This window comes from Hydrogenophaga flava NBRC 102514 (genome assembly GCF_001571145.1).
GTDB classification, from domain to species: domain Bacteria; phylum Pseudomonadota; class Gammaproteobacteria; order Burkholderiales; family Burkholderiaceae_C; genus Hydrogenophaga; species Hydrogenophaga flava.
Window position 1 is genome coordinate 86,436 of record NZ_BCTF01000020.1, and the last position, 25,467, is coordinate 111,902.

Genomic DNA, 25,467 nt, shown 5'->3' on the forward strand with positions numbered 1-25,467 from the left:
ATTTTTCTGGAGTCTGAACAATGGGTTTTCTCGCCGGCAAGAAACTGCTGATCACGGGCGTGCTGTCCAACCGGTCCATCGCCTACGGCATTGCCAAGGCCTGTCATGCGCAAGGGGCCGAACTGGCCTTCAGCTACGTGGGCGAACGCTTCAAGGACCGCATCACCGAATTTGCGGCCGATTTCAACTCGAAGCTGATCTTCGACTGCGACGTCGGCGACGACGCCCAGATCGAGAAGCTGTTTGCCGACCTGTCGCAGACTTGGCCCAAGTTCGATGGTTTCGTTCACAGCATCGGTTTCGCCCCGCGCGAGGCGATTGCCGGTGACTTCCTCGACGGCCTGACGCGCGAGAACTTCCGCATCGCGCACGACATCAGCGCCTACAGCTTCCCGGCCATGGCCAAGGCCGCCCTGCCCTACCTCAATGCCAATGCAGCGCTGCTGACGCTGAGCTACCTGGGGGCGCTGCGCACCATCCCCAACTACAACACCATGGGCCTGGCCAAGGCCAGCCTGGAAGCCAGCGTGCGCTATCTGGCGGAATCGCTGGGGCCGCGCGGCACGCGGGTCAACGGCATCAGCGCCGGCCCGATCAAGACCCTGGCCGCCAGTGGCATCAAGGACTTCGGCAAGCTGCTGGGATACGTGGCAGCGGCCTCCCCGTTGCGCCGCAACGTCACGATCGAGGACGTCGGCAATGTGGCTGCCTTCCTGCTGTCGGACCTAGCCTCCGGCGTGACGTCCGAAATCACCTATGTGGACTGCGGTTTCAGCCAGACCGCCGGCATCAGCAAGGACAGCGAATCGGTCTCCTGACCGCCTTTTTCTTCGAGATGACCACCATGAGCACCGGTCGACGCAGCGTTCTCGCTGCCATCGCCGGTGTTTTTTTGTGCCCTTTGGCATCGCTGGCCTCCGACGCGCCACCGGCCCTCATGCTGGCGGGCAAGTACCGGCCGGGCCTGGATCTGTCGGCGTACTGGGTCAGCGAAAAGTACGACGGCGTGCGTGGCTACTGGGACGGGCAGCGCCTGTGGACCCGGGGCGGTGAGCCGCTGTCGCCACCCGCCTGGTTCACGAAGGGCTGGTCACCCATGCCCATGGATGGCGAGCTGTGGGCCGGGCGCGGCCGTTTCGAGGAAGTCAGCGGCACCGTGCGCCAGTTGCAAGCCAGCGATGAGGCCTGGCGCCGCATCCGCTTCATGGTGTTCGATCTGCCCGCCCATGCGGGCCTGTTCGATGAGCGGCTGGTGGCCTACCAGGCGCTGGTGCGCCAGCTTGATCTGCCGTGGGTGGTGGCGGTGCCCCAGGAAAAAATCACCGACCACGGCACGCTTCAGCGCCGGCTGAAGGCCGACGTACAGGCGGGTGCCGAAGGACTGATGCTGCACCGGGGTGATTCGCCTTACCGCGCGGTGCGGGGCGACGACCTGGTCAAGCTCAAGCCGTTTGACGATGCCGAAGCACGCGTACTGTCCTACGTACCCGGCAAAGGGCGACACGCCGGGCGGATGGGCGCGATGTGGGTCGAGACACCCGACGGCCAGCGCTTCCGGCTGGGCACAGGTTTCTCAGACGCGCAGCGCGAACAACCGCCGGCCATAGGCAGCTGGATCACCTACCGCCACCGTGGGCTGCACGACAGCGGGCTGCCGCGGTTCGCCAGCTTCCTGCGCGAGCGACCAGACTACCGGCCACCCGCCCGCTGACGCTGGCCGTCAGGCGCCGGACACCTGGCGCAGGTGTGCGTAGATCTGGTCCTTGAGGGCGAGCTTCTCCTTCTTGAGCCGCTCAATCTCCAGCTGCGTGCCCGGTTCGATGTGGGCTTCCTTGTTGCTGATCTGCTGGTCCAGCTCGTTGTGCTTGTCGAACAGCCGGGTGAAGTGGTGATCGTGGCCCTTGAGGCGTGTGATCAGATCGCGGTATTCAGGAAACATCGGCGCTCCTCTGGTGTCGGGGCGCCAGCTTACCCCGCCTTCACGCAGTCCGCAAAGTAGCTGACCACACCGTCGAGCCCGATCTCCTGAACGAGGCCGTGAATATCGGTCTCGAAGCCCGGGCATTCACGGGCAAACTCGCGGTTGAACTTGAGGTAGTCCACGATCTTCTTGTTGAACACCTCGCCCGGGATGAGCAGCGGAATGCCCGGCGGGTACGGCGTCACCAGACTGGTGGTGATGCGCCCTTCGAGATCGTCGATCGGCACGCGCTGCGTGGTGCGGTGGGCAATGTGTGCGAACGCGTCGCTGGGCTTCATGGCCGGCGTGTGATCGCTCAGGTACATGTCGGTGGTCAGACGCGCGATGTCGTACTTGGCGTACAGCGCATGCACGTGCTGGCACAAGTCGCGCAGACCCATCTGCTCGTAGCGCGGCTGCTTGGCGCAGAACTCCGGCATGATCCGCCACATCGGGTGGTTCTTGGCGTAGTCGTCCTTGAACTGCTGCAGCGCCGTCAGCAGCGTGTTCCAGCGGCCCTTGGTGATCCCGATGGTGAACATGATGAAGAACGAGTACAGCCCGGTCTTCTCCACCACCACGCCGTGTTCCGCCAGGAACTTGGTGACGATGGACGCCGGGATGCCGGTGGCGGCAAAGTCGCCTTTGAGGTTCAGGCCCGGCGTCACGATGGTGGCCTTGATCGGGTCCAGCATGTTGAAGCCCGGTGCCATGTCGCCGAAGCCGTGCCAGGCTTCTTCACCGTCCGAGGGCTGAACCCCGTCGGCATCGGTGCGCTTGAGCACCCAGTCGCTGGCGCGGCCAATGCCCTCGTCCACCAGGTTGTCCGGCCCCCAGACCTGGAACCACCAGTCGTCCTGTCCAAACTCGGCTTCCACCTTGCGCATGGCACGCCTGAAGTCCAGCGCCTCGGCAATGCTTTCTTCCACCAGCGCCGTGCCACCCGGCGGTTCCATCATCGCAGCGGCCACGTCGCAGCTGGCGATGATGCTGTACTGCGGGCTGGTGCTGGTGTGCATCAGGTAGGCCTCGTTGAAGAGGTGGCGGTCGAGCTTGGTGCTCTGGGAATCCTGCACCAGCACATGGCTGGCCTGGCTGATGCCGGCCAGCAGCTTGTGGATGGACTGCGTGGCATACACCACCGAATGCTGCGGCCGCGCACGCTTCTTGCCCATGGCGTGGAAGCTGCCGTAGAAAGGGTGGAAGGCTGCGTGCGGCAGCCAGGCCTCGTCAAAGTGGAGGTTGTCCACCCAGCCGTCAAGCAGGTTCTTGATGGTCTCGGTGTTGTAGAGCACACCGTCGTAGGTGGACTGCGTCAGCGTCAGGATGCGCGGCTTGACCTTGTCGGCGTCCACACCGGCCAGCAGCGGATTGGCGCGGATCTTGGCCTTGATGGCATCGATCTCGAACTCGGCCTGCGGGATCGGGCCGATGATGCCGTAATGGTTGCGCGTGGGTTTGAGGAACACGGGAATCGCACCCGTCATGATGATCGAGTGCAGGATGGACTTGTGGCAATTGCGGTCCACCACCACCACGTCGCCAGGCGCCACCGTGTGGTGCCAGACCATCTTGTTCGACGTTGACGTGCCGTTGGTCACAAAGTAGCAGTGGTCGGCGTTGAAGATGCGCGCGGCGTTGCGCTCGCTGGCACCAATGGCGCCGTTGTGGTCCAGCAGCTGGCCGAGCTCCTCCACGGCGTTGCACACGTCGGCGCGCAGCATGTTTTCACCGTAGAACTGGTGGTACATCTGGCCCACCGGGCTCTTGAGGAACGCAACGCCACCCGAGTGGCCGGGGCAGTGCCACGAATACGAACCATCTTCCGCATAGTCCAGCAGGGCCTTGAAAAACGGCGGCTGGATGCCTTCGAGGTAGCTCTTGGCCTCGCGGATGATGTGGCGCGCCACGAACTCCGGCGTGTCCTCGAACATGTGGATGAAGCCGTGCAGCTCGCGCAGCACGTCGTTGGGCAGGTGGCGGCTGGTCTTGGTCTCGCCGTGCACATAGATCGGCACCTCTGCGTTCTTGCGGCGCACTTCCTCGATGAAGTTGCGCAGGTTCAGCACCGCAGGGTCCAGATCGGGCCCCGGGGTGAACTCCTCGTCGTCGATGGACAGGATGAAGGCGCTGGCGCGCGACTGCTGCTGCGCAAACTGTGAAAGGTCTCCGTAGCTCGTCACACCCACCACTTCGAAGCCTTCGCTTTCAATGGCCTGGGCCAGGGCACGGATGCCCAGGCCAGACGTGTTTTCGGAACGGAAATCCTCGTCGATGATGACGATGGGAAAGCGGAATTTCATCGCGTATCTCCAGCCGGTGCGAGCCGGGGCGGGTGGGAAGGGCAGGAAGCGGGCAAGTGTACGGAAATCACATGACGCTGCGCCTCTTGCGAGAGGCTTTTGACGCAGAATGTGGCGCTTGCCAGACAAGGTGTGGCGCATACCGCGGAGGATGTTCAATGGACGAGTCGACCATGTGGTGGCTGATAGCTGCGGCGCTGGTGGCGCTCGAGCTTTTCACCGGTACGTTCTACCTCCTCATGCTGGCGGTCGGGCTGGTAGCCGGCGCGCTCGCCGCCCACCTGGGACTCTCTTTCTCCGGTCAGTTGGTGGCTGCAGCCCTGGTCGGGGCGGCCGCCGTGGTCATCGGGCACCTGCAACGCCGCAAGCGCAAAGGCGATCCATCGGTCCGGTCCCTGCGCAGCGTGAACCTGGACATCGGAGAAACGCTGCACGTGGACAACTGGCATCCCGATGGCACTGCCAGCGTGCGCTACCGGGGTGCACAGTGGACCGCTGTGCTTGAACAAGGCCAGGTGGCGGAGACGGGCAACTACAGGGTCACGGAACTGGTGGGCAACCGGCTCAAGGTCGAGAAGGCCTGATCCGTCAACAAACTCCGTCAAGCAAATTTTCAACTGCACAGGGACATCAACATGGAAATCGCACTGTTTCTTTTCATCGTCGCGGCGATCTTCATCATCCGGGCGGTCAAGGTCGTGCCCCAGCAGAATGCATGGGTGGTCGAACGCTTGGGCAAATACCACGCATCGCTGGCGCCAGGGCTCAACTTTCTCGTGCCCTTCATCGACAAGGTGGCCTACAAGCACAGCCTCAAGGAGATCCCGCTGGATGTGCCCAGCCAGGTCTGCATCACGCGGGACAACACCCAGCTGCAGGTCGATGGCATCCTGTACTTTCAGGTGACCGACCCGATGCGCGCCAGCTACGGCTCGTCCAACTACATCGTGGCAGTGACCCAACTGGCCCAGACCTCTCTGCGCTCGGTGATCGGCAAACTGGAACTGGACAAGACCTTCGAGGAGCGCGACATCATCAACGCGCAAGTGGTGCAGGCGATTGACGAAGCGGCGCTGAACTGGGGCGTCAAGGTGCTGCGCTACGAGATCAAGGACCTAACGCCGCCCAAGGAGATCCTGCACGCCATGCAGCAGCAGATCACGGCCGAGCGCGAAAAGCGCGCCCTGATTGCCGCCTCCGAGGGTCGCCGGCAGGAGCAGATCAACATCGCCACCGGTGAACGCGAAGCCTTCATTGCCCGCTCCGAGGGCGAAAAGCAGGCTGCCATCAACCAGGCCCAGGGTGAAGCCGCCGCGATCACGGCGGTGGCCGACGCCACGGCCCAGGCCATCGAGCGCATCGCCACCGCCATCCGGCAACCTGGCGGCGAGCAGGCCGTCCAGCTCAAGGTGGCCGAGCGTGCGGTGGACGCCTACGGGAAGGTGGCTGCCGATGCGACCACCACCCTCATCGTCCCAGGCAACATGAGCGAGGTCTCGGCCCTCATCGGCTCGGCCATGAAGATGATCGGCACCACCAAGGCCAAGGAGTGAAAAACGCGCTCAGCGGCCTGCTACAATCGCAGGCTTCGCGGAGAGGTGGATGAGCGGTTTAAGTCGCACGCCTGGAAAGCGTGTGTGGGCTAATCCCCACCGCGGGTTCGAATCCCGCCCTCTCCGCCAAAAATGACGTAAGCCCTTGAATCCAAACGGATAGTTTTGATTCAAGGGCTTTTTCGTTTCTGAGTGGTACACCAGCCTGGTACACCGGCGCTAGACTGTCTTCCATGAAAGACGACGAGATGTACCGACATCCTCGCTTGCACAAGCGCGGCGACACCTTTTACTTTAGAGCCAAAGTCCCCGTCGATCTGGTCGCTTGCTACCCGGGCGCTGAAATCAAGTTTTCTCTTCGCACGCGCGACCGTCAGGTCGCGTGGCAGCGTGTCCAGATCGAGTCCCTGCGTCTGGATCGCGAGTTTGACGAGCGCAGGAAGTCAGCCGTCCAGAACACTGAGCCGCTCACCGTCGTGACCAACATCGACGATGAGTTCATCGCCAAGCTGAAAGCCTCCTTCTTGCGCGACTCACTTGATAGCGACACCGACTTGCGCACTAGTCCGTTTGGCGAGGTGGACTATGAACTGCGTCAAGAGCATCTTGAGCAGCAGCTTGCAGCGCTGCGCCAGGCCAACCGCACGGGTGACACGTCCCTCATCGAAGGACTGCTGAAGGTATTCCTTCGGTCCCAGGGCTATGAGCTGCGTCTCTCCGACCGGGACTACCGCAGACTGTCACTGGCATTCTTGCAAGGGTACACCAAGACCATTCAGAGCATCGCGCTTCGCGACGAGGGCGAGTTGGTCGAGCCCGAGGTACTTGCTCCGTCATCCAGTCTTCTGCCCAGACCGATCGCACGACCTGCTCTGGCGCAGTTCACCTGGGATCAGCTCTTCGAGAAATGGCGCAACGCGACCGTCCGCCGGCCCAAGACATCGGACGAGTTTCAACGCATCCTCAAAGCGTTCGAGACATTTACCAAGGGCATGCAGCCAGCGGAGGTAGGCAAGCGGCAGGTCATCGACTTCCGCGACCACTTGCTGGCCGAGCAGCAGACCAGCAAGACCGTAGACAAGAAGATCTCGATCCTGCGGACCATCTTTCGGGTCGCGGTACACGATGAATTTCTACCGTCTGACCCGACAGCGGGCGTGTTGGTCGCCATGCCCAAGACAACCAAGAAGCCTCGCGCTGGCTTTACCTCGGATGAGCTGGGCATCATCTTCGGGGCCACGGTGTTTCAGCGTGGCGCGGTAGCGGGCCGCAAGTTTGGCCCGGCGGAGTTCTGGCTGCCGTTGATCGGCCTCTACACCGGAGCGCGCATCGAAGAAATCGCGCAGTTGCGTGTGAGGGAGATCCGTCGCCACCCGACCCTGGGCCATTTCTTTCATATTACCGACGAGGGGGAGGACAGCGCGGTCAAGAATGAGAGTTCAAGGCGGCGGGTGCCAATCCATCAACGCCTGCTGGATGCTGGCCTTCTCGCCTATGCTGAGTCGCTCCCTGACCAGGGCGGGTATCTCTTTCCGACACTGACCCCCGACAAGTACCAGCGGCGCAGCTCTAGCTTCGGCAAGGCGTTCGGGAAGTTCCTGCGTGACGAGCTGAAGATCCTGGACAGGCGCAAAGTGTTCCACTCGTTCCGACACCTGTTCAAGCACCGCTGTCGCGAGCTCGGTATTTCGGAAGATGTACACGATGCGCTGACCGGGCACACAAGCGCCAGCGAGGCGCGTTCGTACGGCAACGACGAATACCCGCTGGAACCGCTGTTTGCAGCCATGGCCGCCTTCCATTTCGAGGGAGTGCCCACCCCATTGAGCTACGCGCAGTGGCCCAAGTAAAAAAACCCGACGGGGCTGGCTGCAACCGTCGGGTTTCCACCCAGTTTTTTTGGGGTGGTGAATCATGGTGTCGGGCCGGTGCCAGCCAGGTCCGTGCCTTCCTCAATTGCCAAAACTGATGTTCTGAAAAGAATAGGCACCAGTTTTATACGCAATCAGCCTTTGGGCGTCTTGGGCGTTCCAGCCGCGGCCGGCCAGGTCGGTGCGCAGCCGCCGTTCGAATGCTTCGGTGCACACGAAAACCACTCGCTCAAGCACGGCACCAACTGCCAGCTCCCGACCAAGCCGCGAACGAGCCCAGTCCAACCAGTTGAGCAAGGCCGCGTAGTCCTTGGCGTTGCGGCGGCTACGCTCCACCTCCACCCACGTCCACGCGCTACCCGAGCGCAAGAGGACATCCGGCTTCTTGCCCGCCAGCCCGTTCTCACCGCCCGCCCACGCACCGCGCGAGATCTCGCGCTCGGTCGAAACTCTGTAACCCTGAACGATGCTGCCTACGGCGATGGCATTCGCGATGCAGCGATGTCGGTAGTAGCTCGCGCTGAACGAACGCACAAGGTCCTTGCCGGATGCGGCGGGCAGCCCGACATCCTGCAGACGCCGAGCGCCTGGCTCTGCCACGGCGTAAATCTGGGCACCGTCTGGCGCGGTCGCACGAAGGACCATGCGCTGCTCCAGCATCCGACGCAGTGTTCGTTGTGCCATCCGCAGTTGACTTGCAGTCGGCTCCACCTGGGCGAAGGTGAGTTCGCCTTTCGGGTGCCGAGCCCATGTGCTCCACACCAGCACAGCGAGGTCGCGTGTGCGCAACCACCCAAAACGGTGAAGCGCCCGCAAGATGCGGACCTCGTTGTCGGCGGCTACCCGCCGCCCATCGCTGTTTTTCACGAAGAATCTCCTTTGGGGTTTCTTCGTCTAGCGATGAACCGCCCGTTCGTCCCGCTGTTCCATCCGGGACGAACGGGGGCTGCGAACAGGTTGTCCTGCGGCAACCGGGCACCGTTCACTTTTCCCGATCTGGACGACCGGCCGTTCTCTCGGGGTGTCTGGACGCCACCCCGTGCCCCAGGAGTACCGGCGCCCCACGTCTTCCAGCGCCCGCACAGCGGGAGCCTCCAGGCGCGGGAAACGGGGGCACCCGTCTTCGCTGGACGCTGCGCCGGCTTTGGTCATTGCGTTGCCTGACGTGCCCCCGTTTCCCGCGCCTGCGGCTTGGGGCGCGGGGCTATGCCCCCCACTGCGCCACCGACGGTCTTGGGACCGTCTAAGTCTCGACGACGGTTTGCAACCTGTCGGACTTTGTCTTGCGGCACCCCCGCATTCGCTTGCCCGGTGGGCCGGGCGTGCGCTCATGGGCTTCGGCTGAACGCCTTGCCCCACGTGTGCGACTTTGTAGCCACGCGGCCCCCAGATTCCCGCGCGGACTGGCTGCCGCCAGTCCGCGCCGACTGCGCTGCGCACCACCCGGGAACCTCGACGCGGCGTCGATCCTGCTTTGTCGCCCGCTGGCAACCGTAGCCGAGTGTCCGGGGAAGAGCCAACGGCACGCCCCTGCTGAAACGGCACCCGGTCCCTATGGGCTGCGGCTTTGTATTCACCGATGGCCAACCCCGGGCACCCAGCTGTGCACGTTTGCAGGCGACGAACTCAGGAAAGACGGCTTTCACCGTGGTTCCGGGCGCGTGCGAAGGCTCCAGGGGCCGGACGCACAGGCTCGGAATCTTGGAATCCGGCTTACCAGGACCGCCGAGCTGACCATCAATCCAACCAGGAACCCAAGACATGGACACTTTGCCAACCATTCACAGCTACACCCGTGCCGACGCGATTGCGGACGGCATCCTCATCGACGCCACGAATATGGCACGCGAAGCGGGGTTCAAGGTCCCGGTGGCATTGACTGCCGAGGTCTGGAACGACTGCGTGACATGGACAGAGGAAGACAGCAAGCGGCAGGTCTTGCAGGACGAAGCAGGCAGGCTTTGGGACGTTTTGTGGATGGCATTCGTAGCGGCGCGGCGAGCCCATGGCGACCGGATCAGCTTTCAGCTCTACCGCGTGCCGCGCGGTGGGCGCGGCTGCCGCCCTCGGCTCACAACACTGCAACTGCACATCGGTCCGGGCGATGGAATGGAACCGGTGATCACGGTTCTGTTGCCCGGACAAGACTGAGGCTCACCATCAACACCGACGAAGGAACTTCCATGAACCTCTGGACCTGGCTGTGCGACTGCTTTTCCAGCACAGCGAACCATGAACAAAGCGCCCCTGTGATCAATCCGAGCACCGGCCTGCCCATGGTCGACAACAGTATCGGCGGCATTGACGTCGGTGGCAGTCTCTTCGGGCAAGACATCCATCAGAGCAGCGGATCGATGGACTTCGGTGGCGGCTTCGACGGGCACGATCACATGTGACGCGCAGACGAAAAAAGAGGGGCTGATGCCCCTCCTTTTACTTCCGTCATGTGTTTCAGTCGTCGTCCTCCAACAGGGTGACGGTGGGCGCGCTACCCGGTTGCTGTTCAACAGCAATCAGCCCGGCCAACCGCAGACGCTCCAGCGCCTCGTACTTCGCATCGCGAGACACCCCCATCGCCGCCAGCGGCTTGCTTGCGAGCTTGACGGTCCTGGACTTCTGCAGTCCAGACAGATACCAGAGCGTGAGGCCAACCTGGAGGGTCTTGCCAGGCATCTTTGCCGCTTGCTGCATCCAGCCCAACGGCAGTGGCCCCTTGATGAAGCCTGCCGACCTCTCCGGTGCTGGCGTGTATCCGCCCTTGACAGCGGACCACGCGTGGCGGCGCTCTTCGACGGGTGCGGCTTGCAGCGTCATTGAGCGGTCTCCCCTTCCAGCTCGCTCAGCAAGTCCTGGACCGTTTCCCACATGACGGTGCCGCGCTCGTCGCAGAAGCGCTCCGGGGCGCGAATCAGCTTCGCGTCCGAGCGCAGCTCAAAGCCGCCCAGCAGCTGGGCGCTGGCCTGCCGCATCAGCGACTGCATGCGCTCGGTGTCGGCTTCCAGTTGCTCCAGCGGCGCTTCAATCAGCACAGCGTCGTGGACAGGTGCGACGACCTTGATTCCCGCCTCGGTGGCGAGGCAGCAGGCCAGGCGCAGCATTTCCGCGCCGTTGCCCTGCATCGGGAAGTTCCTGAGTGACCGGCCGTTTGGCCGATCATCAACGTGCAGCATCCAGCCGAACACGGTCCACAGCTTTCGCTGGGTCAATGCGTGGTCGAGCACGCCGTCGGACCACGCCCAAAATTTTGCGTAGGTGCGACGGTGCATCCTGAGCAGTTCCCTGGCGAAGACGGGCGGCTGCTGGATGCGGCGCGCCAGGCTTTCCTCCTGCATTCCGTACTGGACAGCCAGCACGCAGGCCTTGAACTGGTCGCGCTGCGGGCCGTGGGTCGCCTTCGTCGCATCAGGCGGGACAGCTCCAGCTTGCTTGGCGAACGCGAGGTATGGGTCGCCCGACAGGTACGCTGCTTTCATCTTCTCGTCGCCGGACAGGGCGGCGGCGATACCGAACTCCTGCTGGCTCCAGTCCACGTAGGCCAAGCCGTGGCCCGGCGCCGGTCTGATGAGACCCCGCAGCCAAGCGGACAGACCGAAGACGAACTTCGAGTTCGACGGCTGGTTGCGGCCCGTTCGTGCCCGGAACATCGACATCATGGCCCGGTTGCGGTTGTCCTGGCCGACGGCCAGTTCGCTCAGGCGCAGCTGACCTAGCGCCTGGCGCAGGTCCTTAAGGGGGCGAAGATGCGGGTGCGACTTGCACTGCTCGCTGAAGGTGTCGTCGTCCAGCGCCAGCCGGCCGGACGCCAGCGTTGGCCAGGCGATGCCATGGGCCTGCAGGTAGGCGGCGAACCTTGCTTGCTTGAACGTCCGGCCGTCGTAGACGTGGTACTGGTCATCCACCTTGGCAATCAGACGGTCTTGCAGGCTACTCCAGTGCTCGCGCAACTTGGCAAGGAGTTCGCCATCAACTGGAATGCCATCGAACTCGATGTGCGCAACGGCCTTTGTGTACCTACCACGCAGCAGTGCCTGACCCAGACGGGGGTGTTCGAAGATGAACCCCTGCATGGAGCCGAGCAGCTGGGTGGTGGCGGTCACGTCGGAAGCGCAGTAGTCCAGTATGGCTTGGCGCTCAGCTTCGCTGTACGCACCACCCCGCAGAATCAGGTCGCGCATGGCGTCCTTTTCCAGGGCGCTGATGCCACTGTGGCCGTAGTACTCAAGTGCTCCGAGCAGGCCATTGCTGACTGGGAGCGTCTTGCCGTTGGTCTCGACGCGGAACTCGGCGTATAGGTCGAGCACGTTCGCTGGCAGGGGCCAGTCAAGCGCCAGATGGCACCCCATTTCAGCGGAAGCGTAGTAAGCCACGACAAGGCTGTCGGGGCTGGTTGGATATGGGCATGGCCCGGTTTTGAGTTCATCCTCCCAGAGGCGGATTTCACGACCGCTGTTCACCTCGTATGCGACGAGACAAACAGGATCGGGCCGCTCACCAGGAGCAGCCCGAAACTCAAAATCGACGACCCACACCTCGGTGTAGGCGTCGATGCGCATCAAATCTCCCCGCGCAGACGCTTCACGATGGGATGGTCAAGCGACGTGATGAGCCGGTCCTTGAACGCCAGGTTCAGCACCTCGCGGAAGCTCAGCTCAGGCCAGTCGGGTTCGTCCGACACGTTCGGCGCCTCGTACACGTCGTATGCGCCCACGTGGCGGTTTGCGACCAGGCGCACCCAGCTGTTCTTCGCAATGTCGGCGGCGGAGTGGGCGGACTGCGACCACTGGTCCAGGCGGCCGTCGTCGCCGGGCAGGTTCACAGGCCACAGTGCGACGTTGCCGTCGCGGCCGACGTACGTGTACAGCTGCTTGGCGCGCACCTCCTGTGCGAGGTCGGCAGCCAGGGTCGGCATCACGAAGTAGCACTCGCCGTCTTCCTTGAGCTGCAGGATGAGCGCAGCCATCGACCAGTCAGCGCCGGGATGGACGCGCACGAACGTTTGGTTGCCGGGCTTGCGCACGGGCACGGTGGTGGTGAGCTTCTTAACGCCAGCCGAGGCGCCGAAGTTCTGCGGCAGGCGGAGAGCTGTCAGGTCGAGCGAGGCCCCAGGGGCGCTTGCATCGGTCGGATACGGTGCCTGGGTCAGGTCGTGGGTAGCGGTAGGGGCTTCAGTTTTGGCGGATTTTTGAGCCATGAGGGTTCCAATCAGGAGAGAGACAAAGAACCAGTGACAGGCATCACTGGGGTGAACCCATCGGCGCGGGACTGTTGATGTGTGCGTCCGCAGCCTCTGGTTCTTCGTCTAGAACCGTCACCCCCGATCTTTTTATTCCCCCAGGCGTCTTTACAAACTCTTTACATTCAGCCGCGCACGATCACCGTGGCGCCGACAGCAACTCGTGAGGGTTTGCACCTGTCGTGTTCGCACGCACCAGGGTGCTGGGGCACGCCGCACCTGCTCCATCTAATTAAGAAGTCTCCCTACAAGACACAGGGGGTCCAGGGCGTGCCGGCTGCCGCCGCCGGGCTTTGCGGGCTCCGCCCCACACCTCGTCCCGAGTCGCGGCCGTACGGCTTCAATCCCTCACGCCTCCGGCCATGGGCAAGCCCACGGCCTGCGCGCTGCGCTTGCCCATTTCACGCAGGCAGGTGTGGTGGTGGGTTGGCTTGCTGGTCCCTCCATGCTGTCACACCGTTCTCGCCGGCAAGGTCTGCGCACCCTTCGTGCGCTAGCGGCCAATTGGCCGTCTGCGAACCTGTGCCTGCTCCGCTGCGATGTGCCCCTTCCGGTCCCGGGCAATCCCGCCCGGCTTCTGGAGCTTTTGATGCAGCACGACCTGTTCTCGTCCCTCGACTCTCTTCTGTCTTCCCCCGCTGGCGCGGGTGGCTTCCTCGTCCGGGATCTTGCTGGCCAGTACCGCCCAGCTGAGACGGAAGAAATCCTGCTGGCGGCGCAGCGGCTGCTGGCCTCCCAGCTGCGCGGCAACGACGTGATGTCGTCGCCCGCAGTAGTCAAAGACTTCCTGCGCACCCGGCTCGGGCAACTGCCGCACGAGGTGTTCGCGGTGGTCCATCTGGACTCCCAGAATCGGGTCATCGACTACGTCGAGATGTTCCGGGGCACGGTCAGTCAGACGTCGGTCTACCCCCGGGAGGTGGTACGGGACGCCATGTCGCGTAACAGCAGCGCGCTGCTGCTCGTGCACAACCACCCATCGGGGACACCGGAACCGTCGAGGGCGGACGAGGCACTGACGCAGACGCTCAAGGCGGCGACGGCACTGGTGGACGTCCGGGTGCTCGACCACTTCATCGTCACGGCGCACTCAATCCAGTCGATGGCCGAGCGCGGCCTTGTGTGAGTGTGGGGCCTGCGGGCCCGCTTCCAGATCCGGCGACAGCTGCCGACGAGAAGCAAATTTAAAACACCTGTCTACCCTGAAGCGGCAATCTCGCCATCATCAATCTGTCAGCCATGAACCACAGCCCCACTTATCAGACCCGAGCCGACCTTGAAAAAGACTTCATGACGATGTACGTAGAAGTGACTACTTGGGAGAATTTCGAAGACCTTTCGGAAGAAGACCAAGATGCGCTGGGCACCTTTGACTTCTGGGTCCCTCGACACCTGCCTATGGGCATCGCCGCTGCCGCCGCACTGGGCGCCTACCACCTCGAGGTTCCCATCGAGGACACGAGTTGCTTCGAGTTCGCTGTTTTTGACGAGCAAGGCATCAGGGTGCAGCCCGACTTCGACGCTGATTGCTGCGAGCTGGCCGAAAAATACGAGGTTTGCATGACCTGACGACCTCTGAGCCCAGCAGAAGGCCTCCCTCGGGAGGCCTTCTGCGTTTGTAACCACAAGACTGCCTCGGCGAGACAGCCCGGCAGTCCGGCAGTCCCATCAGATGTCGAGCGGCGGGAGCGACTTGACCAGGCGAACCGTTTCGACACTGACCGTCACGACACGAAGCAGCAGTTCCAGCGGGTACCGTGGGTTGTCCATGGTCTCCACAGCCCAGTCATTCGCGTCGTTGACGATGCCGCTGTCCTTGTCGGTCTTCACGCACTGACGCTCCATCACCCACTCAATCGCCGCTTTCCCGTTGACCACGTAGTCGTAGGCCTCCAACGGAATGCCACTCACAGTGATCAACTTGTTGTAGTGGATGGTGGTCAGGTCTTTGTCCTTGCCCTTTTTGCCGTACCGCATCTTCTCCACGCGGTACTGTGTCGCCGTCAATCCCCCCGTGTCTCCGGTAACCGAGGCCGGGTAAGGCTGCGCCTTTTCATAGTGAACGTGCAGATCGGCCAGCTTGCGGCCAGCGTGGCTGAAGGCCCAGAAGTCCGCAGCGCTCTTGACGCACGGGATGCGCGGTAGCTCTTTGCCCAGGTTATCGGCGTAGCGTTCGCGGAAGTCGGGCGAGTGCAGTAGGCCGTAAACGTAGTAAAAAAGGTCGTCCTTCGAGATGACCTCCCCTGGATAGGCGTTCGAAAAATGTGCCAAGCCGTCGTCGGTAATCGCGTCGCGACGCTTGTATTTGGGCATCGCCCGTTGCGCGGTGAGGGGTTCCATCGGACGCCCAGCGTCATCGTGGAACAGTTCGGATTGCTCCACCTGCCCAGTTCCTTCGTCAACGGAGGCCTCATCTAGGTCATACAGGTAGAGAGGAAAGCACTGCGTTCCGCCGTCGGTTTGCAGCTCAATCACCCGGTCCACCATCAGCGCCAAGTGGCCGTCGCCACTCCACCGCTGCTTGATCACGATCATCCGGTTTTCCGTGTCCAAGGATGGGAAGATGCGGGGCATCTGGTACACCATCTCGTTGAACCGTCGGTTGAAGTACAGCCACTGCTTCGTAAACGGGCGGTACACACTGTCTGTCAGGCAAGCAGGGTCATATTCGAACTGCTTGGCCTTGACGAAATCGTTCTTGAGTGCCCGTGTCCAACTGATCAACTTCGGGTCGCTGTTTGCAAAGCTGTCGGCTAGCTCCTCCCGCTCGTTCTTGTTCGCTGTTGGATGAGCAACGTTGAACCGAGCGACTTCCGCGTTGTAGAAGTCAATCATGCGCTCCATGTTCGAGGCGACAGTTGTTTTGGACGCGTTGAAGCACCAGACATCGCGCTGCGTCTTGACGCCAGACGAGTAGTTGGCGAACAGAACGGGCTCTGTGCCACCGCTCTTGTCACCAATGGCCAAAAACTGACTGAACCCGGTATCCCGCTGCTTGAGCCAGTCGCCATGATCGTCGGGAGTGATGGTTTGCCAGCCGTTTTCGGCCGTGATACCGCCCACACTGCCATAGGCGCTGATCTTCGCGAGCTTGTCTTCTCGGGTTAAGTAGTCGCCGATGTCGTGGTAGTAAATTTGACCGGTCTGGGCGGCTTTCGGGTTCTTGACCAGAAGGGCTATGGCAATGGGGGATCGGCTGCCGCTGCCGAACACGTTGTCTTTTTCCTTGCGGCGCTGCTCTCCGGACTTACTTGCGTCGCCACGCAGGTTGAACACGTACATGGAGGAGAACTCAGATGCAAGACATCGCCGCATGCCGTCGGCCGATGTTGCGTCCAAGTACCCCCCGTTGGTCACGAAGCCGACGATGCCACTGGACCCGACCCGGTCACTGGCCCAGCGAATGGCACGGATGTAGCTGTTGTAGAGCGAGTTCTTGTTGTTGGACGCCGAGCGTTCCGCGTAGGTGTCCCGGATCCTGGCGTCGAGGTGCGGATACGCTACGTTCTGGTTGTTGTCGTTGGCATCCTCCTGCCCGACCGAGTACGGCGGGTTCCCGAAGATCACCCTGATGGGCAGCTTCTTTTGCCGACGGCGCCTTGCACTGTTGTCCACCAGGACAGCGTCTACAAGGTCTTCCTTCTCGTACATCTGGAAGGTGTCGGTCAGGCAGATACCTTCGAAGGGCACGTATGGCCCACCAACGAGGCTGTGATAGACCGCCTCGATGTTGATCGCTGCGATGTAGTACGCCAGCAGGACCAGTTCGTTGGCATGAATCTCGTGTCGGTACTTGCGGGGCAGCTTGTCCAGCGGAATCAAGCCACTTTGCAGCAGCCTCGTTACAAAGGTGCCCGTGCCGGTGAACGGGTCGATGATGTGGATGTTCTCGTCGGCCACCATCGCCCCGAACTCACTCTGGAGCAGGTCGTTGATGCTGTGCACGATGAAGTCCACCACCTCCACAGGCGTGTACACAATGCCGAGCCGCTCGGTCATCTTGGGAAAGGCGTTGCGGAAGAACTTGTCGTACAGCTCGACAACGATCTTCTGTTTGCCCGTTGCACTCTCGATGCCCTCGGCGCGAAGCTTCACACTGTCATAGAACGCTTGCAGAGTGTCCGCTTCTTTGTCCAGTCGATGTGCCTGCAAGGCGTCCAGAACGCCCTGCATCGCCCGACTCATGGGGTTGTGTTCAGCGAAGCTGTAGTCGGCAAACAGCGCATCGAACACCGGTTTGGTGATCAAGTGCTGGGCAAGCATCTCGATGATTTCTTCGTCGGTGATGCTGCCGTTCAGGTCATCCCTCAGCTCGCTGGCAAAGCGTTTGAATGCCTCGCGCTCTTTCGAGTTGGTCGGGTCTTCAACGATGGCCGTGATCCGCGCGATGTGGGTTCGGGCAATACGGGCAATGTCGTTGGCCCAGTCCTCCCAGTGGTGGCGGTTGCCCACTTTTTGCACCAGCTTGGCGTAGATGGCCTTTTCGATCTCCCCGATTTCGAACTCCAGGTCTTCCTGGGCGGCAGTGGGGATTCGCTTGTCCTCTCCGGTGCCGATAGTGAAGCCGCCTTTACCCGCCTTGCGGTTGCTGGCCGGCTTTTTACCATTCGCGTCCGCTTTCGGCTGTGTGGCCTTTTTCTGGATCTTGTCAGTGATGGCCACGACTTCCATCTTGGTTGTATCCCGACCGATCAGGTCCAGCTTGTTCACCATTGCATCGAACCGGTCATCGTGGGAGCGCAGCGCCTGCAGCACCTGCCACACCACGGCGTAGGTCTTGTTGTCGTTCAGCGCATCGTGCGGCTCCACACCCGCTGGAATCACCACCGGCAGAATCACGTAGCCGCGCTTCTTGCCTTGAGCATTGCGCATCACCCTACCGACCGACTGCACGACATCCACCTGGGAGTTGCGTGGGGTCAGGAAAAGCACCGCGTCCAACGCCGGAACATCGACGCCTTCTGAGAGGCAGCGCACGTTGCTGAGGATGCGGCAGGTGTCCTCGGGTGGCTCAGCCTTCAGCCAGTTCAGTTTGGCCTCTTTCTCGCTGGCGTTCATGCCGCCATCGACGTGTTCGGCTTCGCAGGCCAACGTCGCAGCGTCCTCCTCGGTTTCACTGGCCTGATAGGCCTCCACCACGGCCTGGAACATGCCAGCGATGTTCTTGGAACTGACCTTGTGGGTCTTGGCCCCTTTGCTGACCTCGATGACCTGGCAGAACGCCACAGCCCGCTTCATGGCTTCTGGGTCGCCGTTCAGCTCTTCCGCCAACCCTTGTTTGGCCAGCGCTTTCCAGCAGCCAATGATCTTGGCCGCGTCGTCTACCTTGAGCTGGTTGTTTTCATCGGCCAGCAGAGCCTGCAGGCGACGGCTGACGTGGGTCTCTTCCACAGACAGGACAATGACCTTGTAGTCCACCAGCAGCCCGCGCTTGACCGCCTCGGAGAAGGTGATCACGAACAACTCTGGCCCGTAGAGCGCTTCGTTATCCATGGAGCACAGGGCTACGTTGTCCCGCTCAGCGCTTGCCTTGGCTGTATCGCCGTAGATGCGCGGCGTCGCCGTCATGTACAGGCGCTTGGCTGCTCGAATGTAGTCGCTGTCATGCACACGTACGAAGGCGCTTTCGTCATCGTCACCAAAGGTGGCACCCGTGGTGCGGTGTGCCTCGTCGCATACGACCAGGTCAAATGGCGGCAAGCCATGCTCAGCCTGCGCCCGAGCAATCACGTCGATGGAGTGATAGGTGCTGAAAACCACGCTCATGTGGTCGGCTTCGTGCCGCTTGGCCATCTCGATGGCCAGTCGTGCAGGTTCAGTGGTGGCCGGGTAGCGCAGCTCGTGAGTGAAGGTTTGGACCGTGTCATCGTCCTTCTTACGCTTCTTCCCGACGTCACTGTCTGAACAGACCGCAAAGCTGTGCAAGGGGACCTCGCTCTCCTGAGTCCACTCGGTCAGGGTCTGCGACAGGAGCGACAAGCTGGGCACCAGGAAGAGCACCCGTTTCCCTTGACCGGCCTGGGCCTCGGCGATCTTCAGGCTGGTAAAGGTCTTGCCAGTTCCGCACGCCATGATCAGCTTGCCCCGGTCCGCGGACTGGAAGCCCTGCAACGTCGAGGCCAGAGCATTTTGCTGGTGCGGTCTCAGCTGCTTTTTGGGCCGGATGACCGTCACCCCGGCCTTTGGCTGGTACTGAGACCAGTCAATCTGGCTGTTTTCCAGGTCGTTCAGGTCGATCTTGCTGACCGGTGGCTGCTGGTCGCGAAGCGCGTCTTCTGCGTGCTCGCTCCAGTGGAGGCACGTGCTCACGATGATTCGGTGCGCAAAGGGCTTCTTGCCCGACGCGGTGAAAAAGCTGTCAATGTCGCCCTTCTGCAGGCGGTAGTCGGCCGCGTACAGCTTGCACTGGATGGCGTGGTACTCGCCCGTCCCCCGCGTCTGGGCCACCAGGTCTATGCCAGCGTCACGCTTGTCCAGACCCTGTCGCTCCGCCCACTGTGCGTAGGTCCACACGTCGCTGTAGAGGTCGCGATAGGTGGCTTCGTTGCGAAGGTAGCTGAGGATCAGCTCTTCAAAGTAGGTGCCCTTTTCCCGCTCGGTGACAGATGCGTTGCGGAAGGTATCTAGCAAGCCCTGGAGGTGCGTCATGTCTGCTTTTTGGTTGTGTATCAGCAGCGTCGATTCTCGCCAACTTTCAGCGCGCCGCCGCCGTGTGGTCACACACGCAAACTTGCACCAAAAAAACTTCGCTAATAGCGAAGTTTTTTCTTGACACGACGCAGCGGATTCGCTAAATTCTCCCTCGGAGGCCTACAGAGATGTCGTGATGTAGGTGGGGCGAAAGCCCTGTGGACGCCGAAAGGTGTCTGCCGCTCGCCGGCTCATGTGGGGATCGTGCCCCGTCCGCCGTGCGAGGGCTGTTCCGGGACGACTCCCGGAACAGCCCTTTGGAAAGTAGGTAGAGGGTAGTACTGCTGTTTGCTCTTATCAGTTAGACGACACCCCTGGGAATCCGCCCGGGGGTTAACTGAGGACCAAACAAATGGTGAAAAAGAAGCCTCCCAAACAGCAGTCGCCGACGAAGTGGTTGAAACGTGCCTTGCGGCGCCCCGTCACCTTGAGGGTGGCGATGTTCGCAATGAACGTGGTAAGCCTGGTTGCACGCGTGTACGACTGGTTCCGCTAGTCGGCGCCCTCTCTTTTCAAACATATTTGGTCACCATGCTGCATCGCGCCCTCAAGCTTCTTCGCTCCTACCACCGTCTAACCCAGCAGCAACTGGCAGACCGGCTGGAGATTTCGAACACGTACCTCTCGGAGATCGAGAAAGGGTCGAAGACGGCAAGCATGGAGCTGCTGGGAAAGTACGCCACCGTGTTCAGCATCCCGGTTTCATCCATCCTGCTCTTCTCGGAGCGCATTGACGCGGACAAGCCGAGTGATCGCATTCGGTTCTCTGCATCCCAGAAGATCCTCAAGCTGCTCGAATGGATCGATGAAGGCGAGGCGGTGGGGCGTGGCGCGTAAGCTGTACCCCATCAATCAGTCCCCCCTTTTCGCACTGAAGGGTCTGGGGCAGCTCGAACAGGCGTTGCAGTCCCCCTTGCAAGTGGCGCTTGAGGCCAGCAAAGCTGACACCTACAGAGTGTTCCCAAATGACAATGGGCGAGAGATCCAGGCTCCTCGTGGCGCCCTCGACAGAATCCATCGACGCATCGCAGCACTGCTGGCTCGCATCGAAACGCCTTCCTACCTCTACTCGAAACGGGGGCGCTCCCATCTGGACAACGCAGGGGCACACCGTCACCAGCCCGAACTGCTGAAGACCGACATCAAGGAGTTCTACCCAGGCACCACGCATGCCATGGTGACCCGAATGTTCCAGCGGCATTTCCACTGCGCAAGCGACGTATCGCGGATGCTTGCAGATGTCTGCTGCTTCAACGGATTTCTCCCGACTGGCAGCTCACTCAGCGGGTTTGTTGCCTTTTGGTGTGCCAAGGACATGTTTGACGAGCTTCACCAGCTCGCTGCTTCGAATGGACTCGTCATGACCGTGTTTGCCGATGACATCACGATCTCCGGCAGCGGAGCAAGCTCTAAGCTCTTGTGGCGGGCACGACAGATCATCCACAAGCACGGCCGCACTACCAAACGTAAGAAGTCACGTGCCTACGCGGCAAGCCAAGCCAAGCCCGTCACCGGCGCGGTGTTGCGCGACGGCAAGATGCTCTTGCCCAACAGTCAGCACCTAAAGATCCGAACGACCCGCCAGGAACTAGCAGCCTGTGACGACCTGGTGGTCTTCGAAGGACTCCAGAATCGACTTGCGGGACAGCTGACAAATGCAGCAACGATTGAGAAGCACGACAGACGCTAGCTGATCAATCCAGGTGCACTACAGATGCACGTACAAGCTGGTAACCGACCGCCCTCATCAGCCGCGATGGGGATCCCAGACAGGCATTCACATCGAGACACTTGGGTGGTACACTGAGGTTCGACGCCGCTTTAATAGGTGGTTGATTTTTATAGATATTTTTCCTCAACCACAGTCTCCCGCCCTCTCCGCCAGTGATTTGTCTCAGAGCGTCCCAAAACGTCTCCCAAAGACACCTGAAAGCCCCGGTTTACCTAGTGTTCCGGGGCTTTTTTGTTTCCGGACGTCCCGTAACGGTTCTTGCCATCCAAGGGTTTCTGTTGGTATTGTTGGTGGTACGCAGGAGGTGCCTTGTTGGTATTTCCGCTACCAACGGGGGTGAACATGGCCCTGACCGACATCGCCATCAAGTCCAGCAAGCCACGGGAGTCGGCTTTCAAGCTGTCTGACGGACGCGGCCTGCAGTTGCACGTCACGCCTCAAGGCTCCAAGTTGTGGCGCTGGGCCTATCGCCATGAGGGCAAACAAAAGCTCATGGCCTTGGGCATTTACCCGGATGTTTCACTCGCGCAGGCCAGGGACAAAGCGGATTCGGCCAGGAAGCTTCTGGCAACGGGTGTTGACCCGATGGCCGCCCGCAAGTCCGACAAGATCGCCCGCCGTCTGGCCGTCGAAGACACCTTTGCGACCGTTGCACAGAAATGGTGGGAAAGCTGGAAGGCCGCGCGCAGCGACAGCCACGCGGTGTACGTATGGCGACGCCTGGACGCCGACGTTTTCCCGGCCATTGGAAAACGGCCCATCGCGGAAATCGAGGCGCCCGAACTGGTCGCCATGATGAAGTCCATTGAAAAACGCGGAGCCCTCGATATCGCCAAACGCTCGTTGCAGACCTGCTCCCAGATCTTTCGTTACGCCATCGCCCACGGCTTGGCAAAACGCAACCCGGCAGTCGACATACGACCGAGCGATGTTTTGGCATCGCGCAAAAAGGAGAACTACGCCAGGCTGGACGGCAAGGAACTGCCCGAGTTACTGCGCAAGATCGAGGTCTACAACGGCAGCACCGTCACCCGCGTGGCCATCAAGCTCATGGCCATGACCTTCGTGCGCACCAGCGAACTGATCGGCGCACGCTGGGAGGAGTTTGATCTCGACGGCGGGCGCTGGGACATACCTGCCTCGCGAATGAAGATGAAAACGCCGCATGTGGTGCCGCTGTCCGCCCAGGCAGTGACCCTGCTTCGAAGTCTGCATACCTTGACCGGGCACAGTCCCCTGCTCTTCCCCGGTGAGCGCGACCACCAGAAGTCCATGAGCAACAACACCATCTTGGGAGCCCTGGATCGCATGGGCTACGCAGGACGCATGACCGGCCATGGGTTCAGGGGCATTGCCTCCACCCTGCTGCACGAACAGGGCTGGCCACACGAACACATCGAACTGCAGCTGGCGCACCAGGAACGAAACCAGGTCAGCGCTTCGTACAACCACGCGATGTACCTGCAACCACGCGCCCAGATGATGCAGGCTTGGAGCGACTATCTCGATGCATGCGTGGCCGGTGATGTGATCCCTTTCAGGGGAAAGAGAGCCTAGAAGAGCCCGCGCGGGATGTTCTGCAGGACCGCTCGGCGTGCCATCAACCTCCGGAACTCACAGACCGGTCTGCAGCGGTTACGGTCCTTCGCTTTGCAGGACTCGAAGCCCTCGAGCGGTCGTTCAAAGCCTTAGTTGACCGGCGTCGGAGTCTCGGGCGAGCGCGCTAGTCGTTGCCGTACTCTGGCTCGTAGCTGATTTCCTCGACGCTGACTTTGACGTGTTCCTCGTCGATGCCGGCAGCATGGATGGCAATGTCTCCAATTAATGCCAAGCCGCAGGTCGGGCAGTGAAACTCCGTTGCTGTGTATCCACGCTCGATGATTTCGTCGCCGTAGTCGGCATCGTCTTGATCCTCCGCCCTATCCTCCCAGCTCAGGTCGCCAGCGACGAATCCGCAACTCTTGCACGCGGGGCAGTCGGCCCTCCAGTATTCCGAGTACACGTAGCGGAAGAGGTCGGTGTTAATCGGAAGGTTGTGTGTCGCGGCCAGGAAGGCCTTGAGCTTGTCACGCCCAAGTTTCCCGTGCTCTGACTCCTTGAACTGGGATGCATGGTGCTTCACCCGCTGTTTCGCGGCGCGGACTTCGGCATGGCGATGAGCTTTCAGGAGAGCCTTGGGCGCCTTGGCATCCGCGCCCAGCCACTCCTGGAGGTCCATGTCCATGCTTTGGAGAATCAAGTCAGCCGCGTTCCAGAAATCTCCTTCCCAGCCGTCGTATGGCATCGCGGCACATGCAGCATCGCCTGAATGCAGTTCTGCATTCCTTCGGTTTGCCAACTGCCTACAACCTTCCATGACAGGCGTCGTGAAGTTGTCAACCGTGTGAATCAAACGAACATAGGCAACCGATGCATCGATGGTGCGGACCTTCGTCGTGGTTGAAACTCCGCACGCTTCGAGCATGCTGTTGGGGTTGTGTGGCTCGACCACAAGACAAGGGTGGATGCTTGCCAACTGCGCTTTGGCCAGAAGTTCCAGCGCGCCGGCGGCCCAAAGCTGGCACTCGCTCTCGAGGCTTGTCTCCTTCGCGTCAATGCTGCGCTTCGCAAAAAGCTTGGACTTGTCCAGCAGCGCTTGATGCGAAATCGCGGTTGGCACAGTGCGACCGCGTTGTGCTTTGCCAACCTTAAAGAGATCCATATTGGCCATCGTCATGAGCTATCTCCCAAAATGGTAATCCTGAACAACGAGCGCGTGGGGTCGTCGCGGGCATCCGCACGGCGGTGAAAGACCTTCCAGTTATCCAGCACCAGGATGCTGCCAGGCGTCCAGCGATGAACGTATGTCGGCGGCACGCACAGGTCAACAAGCAGGGTCATCAATCTCCTTGCTCGCTCCGTGGCGCCTTCCATGCAGCCAGGGTCAAGGCGAAGGAATGGCTGGCCCTTGCCTTTAATTGTTGCGTAGAACGATTTCGCGCCAGTCCGCACGAGAAACGGCTCCGTGCTGGCCGCCTCGTTGAGCCCATCAGGCAGAAGCAGGTCAGCGCCTAGCAGCTCGGTTGCAGCGGTGCCGCTGGAACATTCCAGCATCCCGAGCACTAGGTACCGGGCAGGGACCGGACGGTGCGCCATGTCCATGTGCCACGGCTGAGCTCCGGTTCCAGTGGTTCGGCTGAGCGAGCGCGGTTGTGCCTCGCGCTGAGAAACTGGCACGAGCTCGTCGACAACACTACGCCTTCGTGTCCGCGTGGCTGTGCCGAGCGTCGCTGCCAACGTCAGTAAGTGGCGCTTGAAGCTTTCGGCGTCGGCAGCGGCGCTGTTTACGCTGGTCCATCCGTGGCTTTGCAGAGCTGCCAGCTTGGCGGGTGGAAGAACTTGTTCCATCGGACCAGTTCTCACGTCGTCGCCTTATTTGTTCCAACTTGGCCAGTCTTGCGGCACCAGCGCCGGCGGATTCATCCAGGGCTTTTCGACCAGGGCATCCTGGAACCAATCTTCCGCGAAGTTGGCATGTTCGGTGACGATGAGTTGGAAGCCCGGGACCAACTCTTTCGTGTAGTTCAGCAGCGTCTCAAACAGTTTCTTGGCGGCCTCCAGGTCGGCGTCTACGCGCTTGACCTTCTCCGTATCCCCCGCCACCGATTCATAAATGGTCTGCGAGGGGAAATAGACCTGCGTCGGCTGGTCCAGCATCAGGAAGCGAGGAATAGGGATGTGGTTTTCCGATGCGTAGTGGTGCAGGGCCAGCAGAGCCGAGATGTGATAGGCCAGCCAGTTCGCGCCACCGCCGGTGCGAATCATCGGAACTGGATTGCCGGGACGCTGCACCACCACGGTCAGGTTGCGCATATCCAGCCGGAACGGAAACTCAGAGAAGAACGCCTTGAACTCCTTCACCAACGAGGTCATGGTGCTAGAGATGTGGGTAATGACCGATTCCATACGCGCGTCTGCATCGTCGTCGGCGCCCGCGCTCTGGTTAATCTGGTCGAGCTTCGCCTGCAGCCGCTCGACTTTGAGCTTCAGCACGCTAATGGCATTGCTTGGATTCAAGCTGTCGAGGTAGAAGCTGACTCGGCCTTGAACCCTCAGAGCGCGCGCGTTGGCGTCCTCTTGCGCTGC

Annotated in this window: 22 protein-coding genes and 1 tRNA gene; 13 read left to right on the top strand and 10 right to left on the bottom strand. The window is 61.4% G+C overall.

The window, feature by feature from the left end:
- Window positions 1-20 precede the first annotated feature (20 nt).
- Together fabI and HFL01S_RS17435 are read left to right on the top strand one after the other, a co-directional pair.
- Entirely contained in the window at window positions 21-818 is a 798-nt protein-coding gene (fabI, locus tag HFL01S_RS17430) for an enoyl-ACP reductase FabI (protein ID WP_066260902.1), read from the top strand.
- A gap of 26 nt (window positions 819-844) precedes the next feature.
- On the top strand, window positions 845-1,711 hold the full coding sequence (locus tag HFL01S_RS17435) for a DNA ligase (protein ID WP_066260951.1): 867 nt from the start codon (window positions 845-847) through the stop codon (window positions 1,709-1,711).
- Window positions 1,712-1,720: 9 nt separating this feature from the next.
- On the opposite strand, the gene HFL01S_RS17440 is transcribed toward HFL01S_RS17435, so the two are convergent.
- Both HFL01S_RS17440 and HFL01S_RS17445 read right to left on the bottom strand, forming a co-directional pair.
- Window positions 1,721-1,939, bottom strand: coding sequence for an HP1242/YdcH family protein (locus HFL01S_RS17440; RefSeq protein ID WP_066260903.1), 219 nt, complete (start codon window positions 1,937-1,939; stop codon window positions 1,721-1,723).
- Window positions 1,940-1,968: 29 nt separating this feature from the next.
- Window positions 1,969-4,263: an arginine/lysine/ornithine decarboxylase gene (locus tag HFL01S_RS17445; protein WP_066260904.1), complete on the bottom strand. Its 2,295-nt coding sequence runs from the start codon at window positions 4,261-4,263 to the stop codon at window positions 1,969-1,971.
- Window positions 4,264-4,421: 158 nt separating this feature from the next.
- Between HFL01S_RS17445 and HFL01S_RS17450 the strand changes: the two genes are divergently transcribed.
- The 4 genes from HFL01S_RS17450 (at window position 4,422) to HFL01S_RS17465 (ending at window position 7,666) form a co-directional block, all read left to right on the top strand.
- Entirely contained in the window at window positions 4,422-4,847 is a 426-nt protein-coding gene (locus HFL01S_RS17450; RefSeq protein ID WP_066260905.1) for an NfeD family protein, read from the top strand.
- Window positions 4,848-4,898: 51 nt separating this feature from the next.
- Window positions 4,899-5,816: an SPFH domain-containing protein gene (locus HFL01S_RS17455; protein WP_066260906.1), complete on the top strand. Its 918-nt coding sequence runs from the start codon at window positions 4,899-4,901 to the stop codon at window positions 5,814-5,816.
- Window positions 5,817-5,855: 39 nt separating this feature from the next.
- Window positions 5,856-5,945: transfer RNA gene (locus tag HFL01S_RS17460), tRNA-Ser, on the top strand.
- 104 nt (window positions 5,946-6,049) lie between these two features.
- Entirely contained in the window at window positions 6,050-7,666 is a 1,617-nt protein-coding gene (locus HFL01S_RS17465) for a site-specific integrase (protein WP_157538933.1), read from the top strand.
- Window positions 7,667-7,768: 102 nt separating this feature from the next.
- Here the strand turns inward: HFL01S_RS17465 and HFL01S_RS17470 are convergent, their stop codons facing one another.
- Window positions 7,769-8,554 (bottom strand): hypothetical protein, encoded by a 786-nt coding sequence (locus tag HFL01S_RS17470; RefSeq protein WP_066260910.1) that lies wholly within the window; start codon window positions 8,552-8,554, stop codon window positions 7,769-7,771.
- 894 nt (window positions 8,555-9,448) lie between these two features.
- Between HFL01S_RS17470 and HFL01S_RS17475 the strand changes: the two genes are divergently transcribed.
- Complete coding sequence (locus HFL01S_RS17475) at window positions 9,449-9,838, top strand: DUF6573 family protein (protein ID WP_066260912.1); 390 nt, start codon at window positions 9,449-9,451, stop codon at window positions 9,836-9,838.
- A gap of 32 nt (window positions 9,839-9,870) precedes the next feature.
- Window positions 9,871-10,083, top strand: coding sequence for a hypothetical protein (locus HFL01S_RS17480; RefSeq protein ID WP_066260913.1), 213 nt, complete (start codon window positions 9,871-9,873; stop codon window positions 10,081-10,083).
- Window positions 10,084-10,138: 55 nt separating this feature from the next.
- Here HFL01S_RS17480 and HFL01S_RS17485 read toward each other — a convergent pair whose 3' ends face one another.
- Genes HFL01S_RS17485 through HFL01S_RS17495 form a run of 3 tightly spaced genes read right to left on the bottom strand, consistent with a single transcriptional unit; the run spans window position 10,139 to window position 12,878 of the window.
- Window positions 10,139-10,501 carry a hypothetical protein gene (locus tag HFL01S_RS17485; RefSeq protein ID WP_066260914.1) on the bottom strand — a complete coding sequence of 121 codons (363 nt, stop codon included), beginning with the start codon at window positions 10,499-10,501 and terminating at the stop codon, window positions 10,139-10,141.
- Window positions 10,498-12,240 (bottom strand): DNA polymerase, encoded by a 1,743-nt coding sequence (locus HFL01S_RS17490; RefSeq protein ID WP_066260915.1) that lies wholly within the window; start codon window positions 12,238-12,240, stop codon window positions 10,498-10,500. Before HFL01S_RS17490 ends, HFL01S_RS17485 begins: the two co-directional genes overlap by 4 nt.
- Entirely contained in the window at window positions 12,240-12,878 is a 639-nt protein-coding gene (locus HFL01S_RS17495) for a hypothetical protein (protein ID WP_066260917.1), read from the bottom strand. Before HFL01S_RS17495 ends, HFL01S_RS17490 begins: the two co-directional genes overlap by 1 nt.
- Before the next feature lie 631 nt (window positions 12,879-13,509).
- Here HFL01S_RS17495 and radC point away from each other — a divergent pair.
- Both radC and HFL01S_RS17505 read left to right on the top strand, forming a co-directional pair.
- Window positions 13,510-14,046 carry a RadC family protein gene (gene radC, locus HFL01S_RS17500; protein ID WP_066260919.1) on the top strand — a complete coding sequence of 179 codons (537 nt, stop codon included), beginning with the start codon at window positions 13,510-13,512 and terminating at the stop codon, window positions 14,044-14,046.
- Between the two features lie 113 nt (window positions 14,047-14,159).
- Window positions 14,160-14,489: a hypothetical protein gene (locus tag HFL01S_RS17505; protein WP_066260923.1), complete on the top strand. Its 330-nt coding sequence runs from the start codon at window positions 14,160-14,162 to the stop codon at window positions 14,487-14,489.
- A gap of 99 nt (window positions 14,490-14,588) precedes the next feature.
- On the opposite strand, the gene HFL01S_RS17510 is transcribed toward HFL01S_RS17505, so the two are convergent.
- Entirely contained in the window at window positions 14,589-19,568 is a 4,980-nt protein-coding gene (locus HFL01S_RS17510; RefSeq protein ID WP_066260925.1) for a DEAD/DEAH box helicase, read from the bottom strand.
- 573 nt (window positions 19,569-20,141) lie between these two features.
- Between HFL01S_RS17510 and HFL01S_RS17515 the strand changes: the two genes are divergently transcribed.
- The 3 genes from HFL01S_RS17515 (at window position 20,142) to HFL01S_RS17525 (ending at window position 22,899) form a co-directional block, all read left to right on the top strand.
- On the top strand, window positions 20,142-20,447 hold the full coding sequence (locus HFL01S_RS17515) for a helix-turn-helix transcriptional regulator (RefSeq protein ID WP_066260952.1): 306 nt from the start codon (window positions 20,142-20,144) through the stop codon (window positions 20,445-20,447).
- Window positions 20,437-21,300, top strand: a complete 864-nt coding sequence (locus HFL01S_RS17520; RefSeq protein WP_169802350.1) for a reverse transcriptase family protein — start codon at window positions 20,437-20,439, stop codon at window positions 21,298-21,300. The genes HFL01S_RS17515 and HFL01S_RS17520 overlap by 11 nt, the downstream gene beginning before the upstream one ends.
- Window positions 21,301-21,684: 384 nt before the next feature.
- Complete coding sequence (locus tag HFL01S_RS17525; protein ID WP_066260954.1) at window positions 21,685-22,899, top strand: tyrosine-type recombinase/integrase; 1,215 nt, start codon at window positions 21,685-21,687, stop codon at window positions 22,897-22,899.
- A gap of 166 nt (window positions 22,900-23,065) precedes the next feature.
- Here the strand turns inward: HFL01S_RS17525 and HFL01S_RS17530 are convergent, their stop codons facing one another.
- From HFL01S_RS17530 to HFL01S_RS17540, 3 genes are all read right to left on the bottom strand, one after another.
- Window positions 23,066-24,058 carry a hypothetical protein gene (locus tag HFL01S_RS17530; RefSeq protein WP_066260928.1) on the bottom strand — a complete coding sequence of 331 codons (993 nt, stop codon included), beginning with the start codon at window positions 24,056-24,058 and terminating at the stop codon, window positions 23,066-23,068.
- Window positions 24,055-24,729, bottom strand: a complete 675-nt coding sequence (locus HFL01S_RS24765) for a TauD/TfdA dioxygenase family protein (RefSeq protein ID WP_084383449.1) — start codon at window positions 24,727-24,729, stop codon at window positions 24,055-24,057. The genes HFL01S_RS17530 and HFL01S_RS24765 overlap by 4 nt, the downstream gene beginning before the upstream one ends.
- A gap of 24 nt (window positions 24,730-24,753) precedes the next feature.
- Window positions 24,754-25,467, bottom strand: a 714-nt coding sequence (locus HFL01S_RS17540) for a DUF3732 domain-containing protein (protein ID WP_157538934.1), incomplete at its 5' end; no start/stop codon positions are given.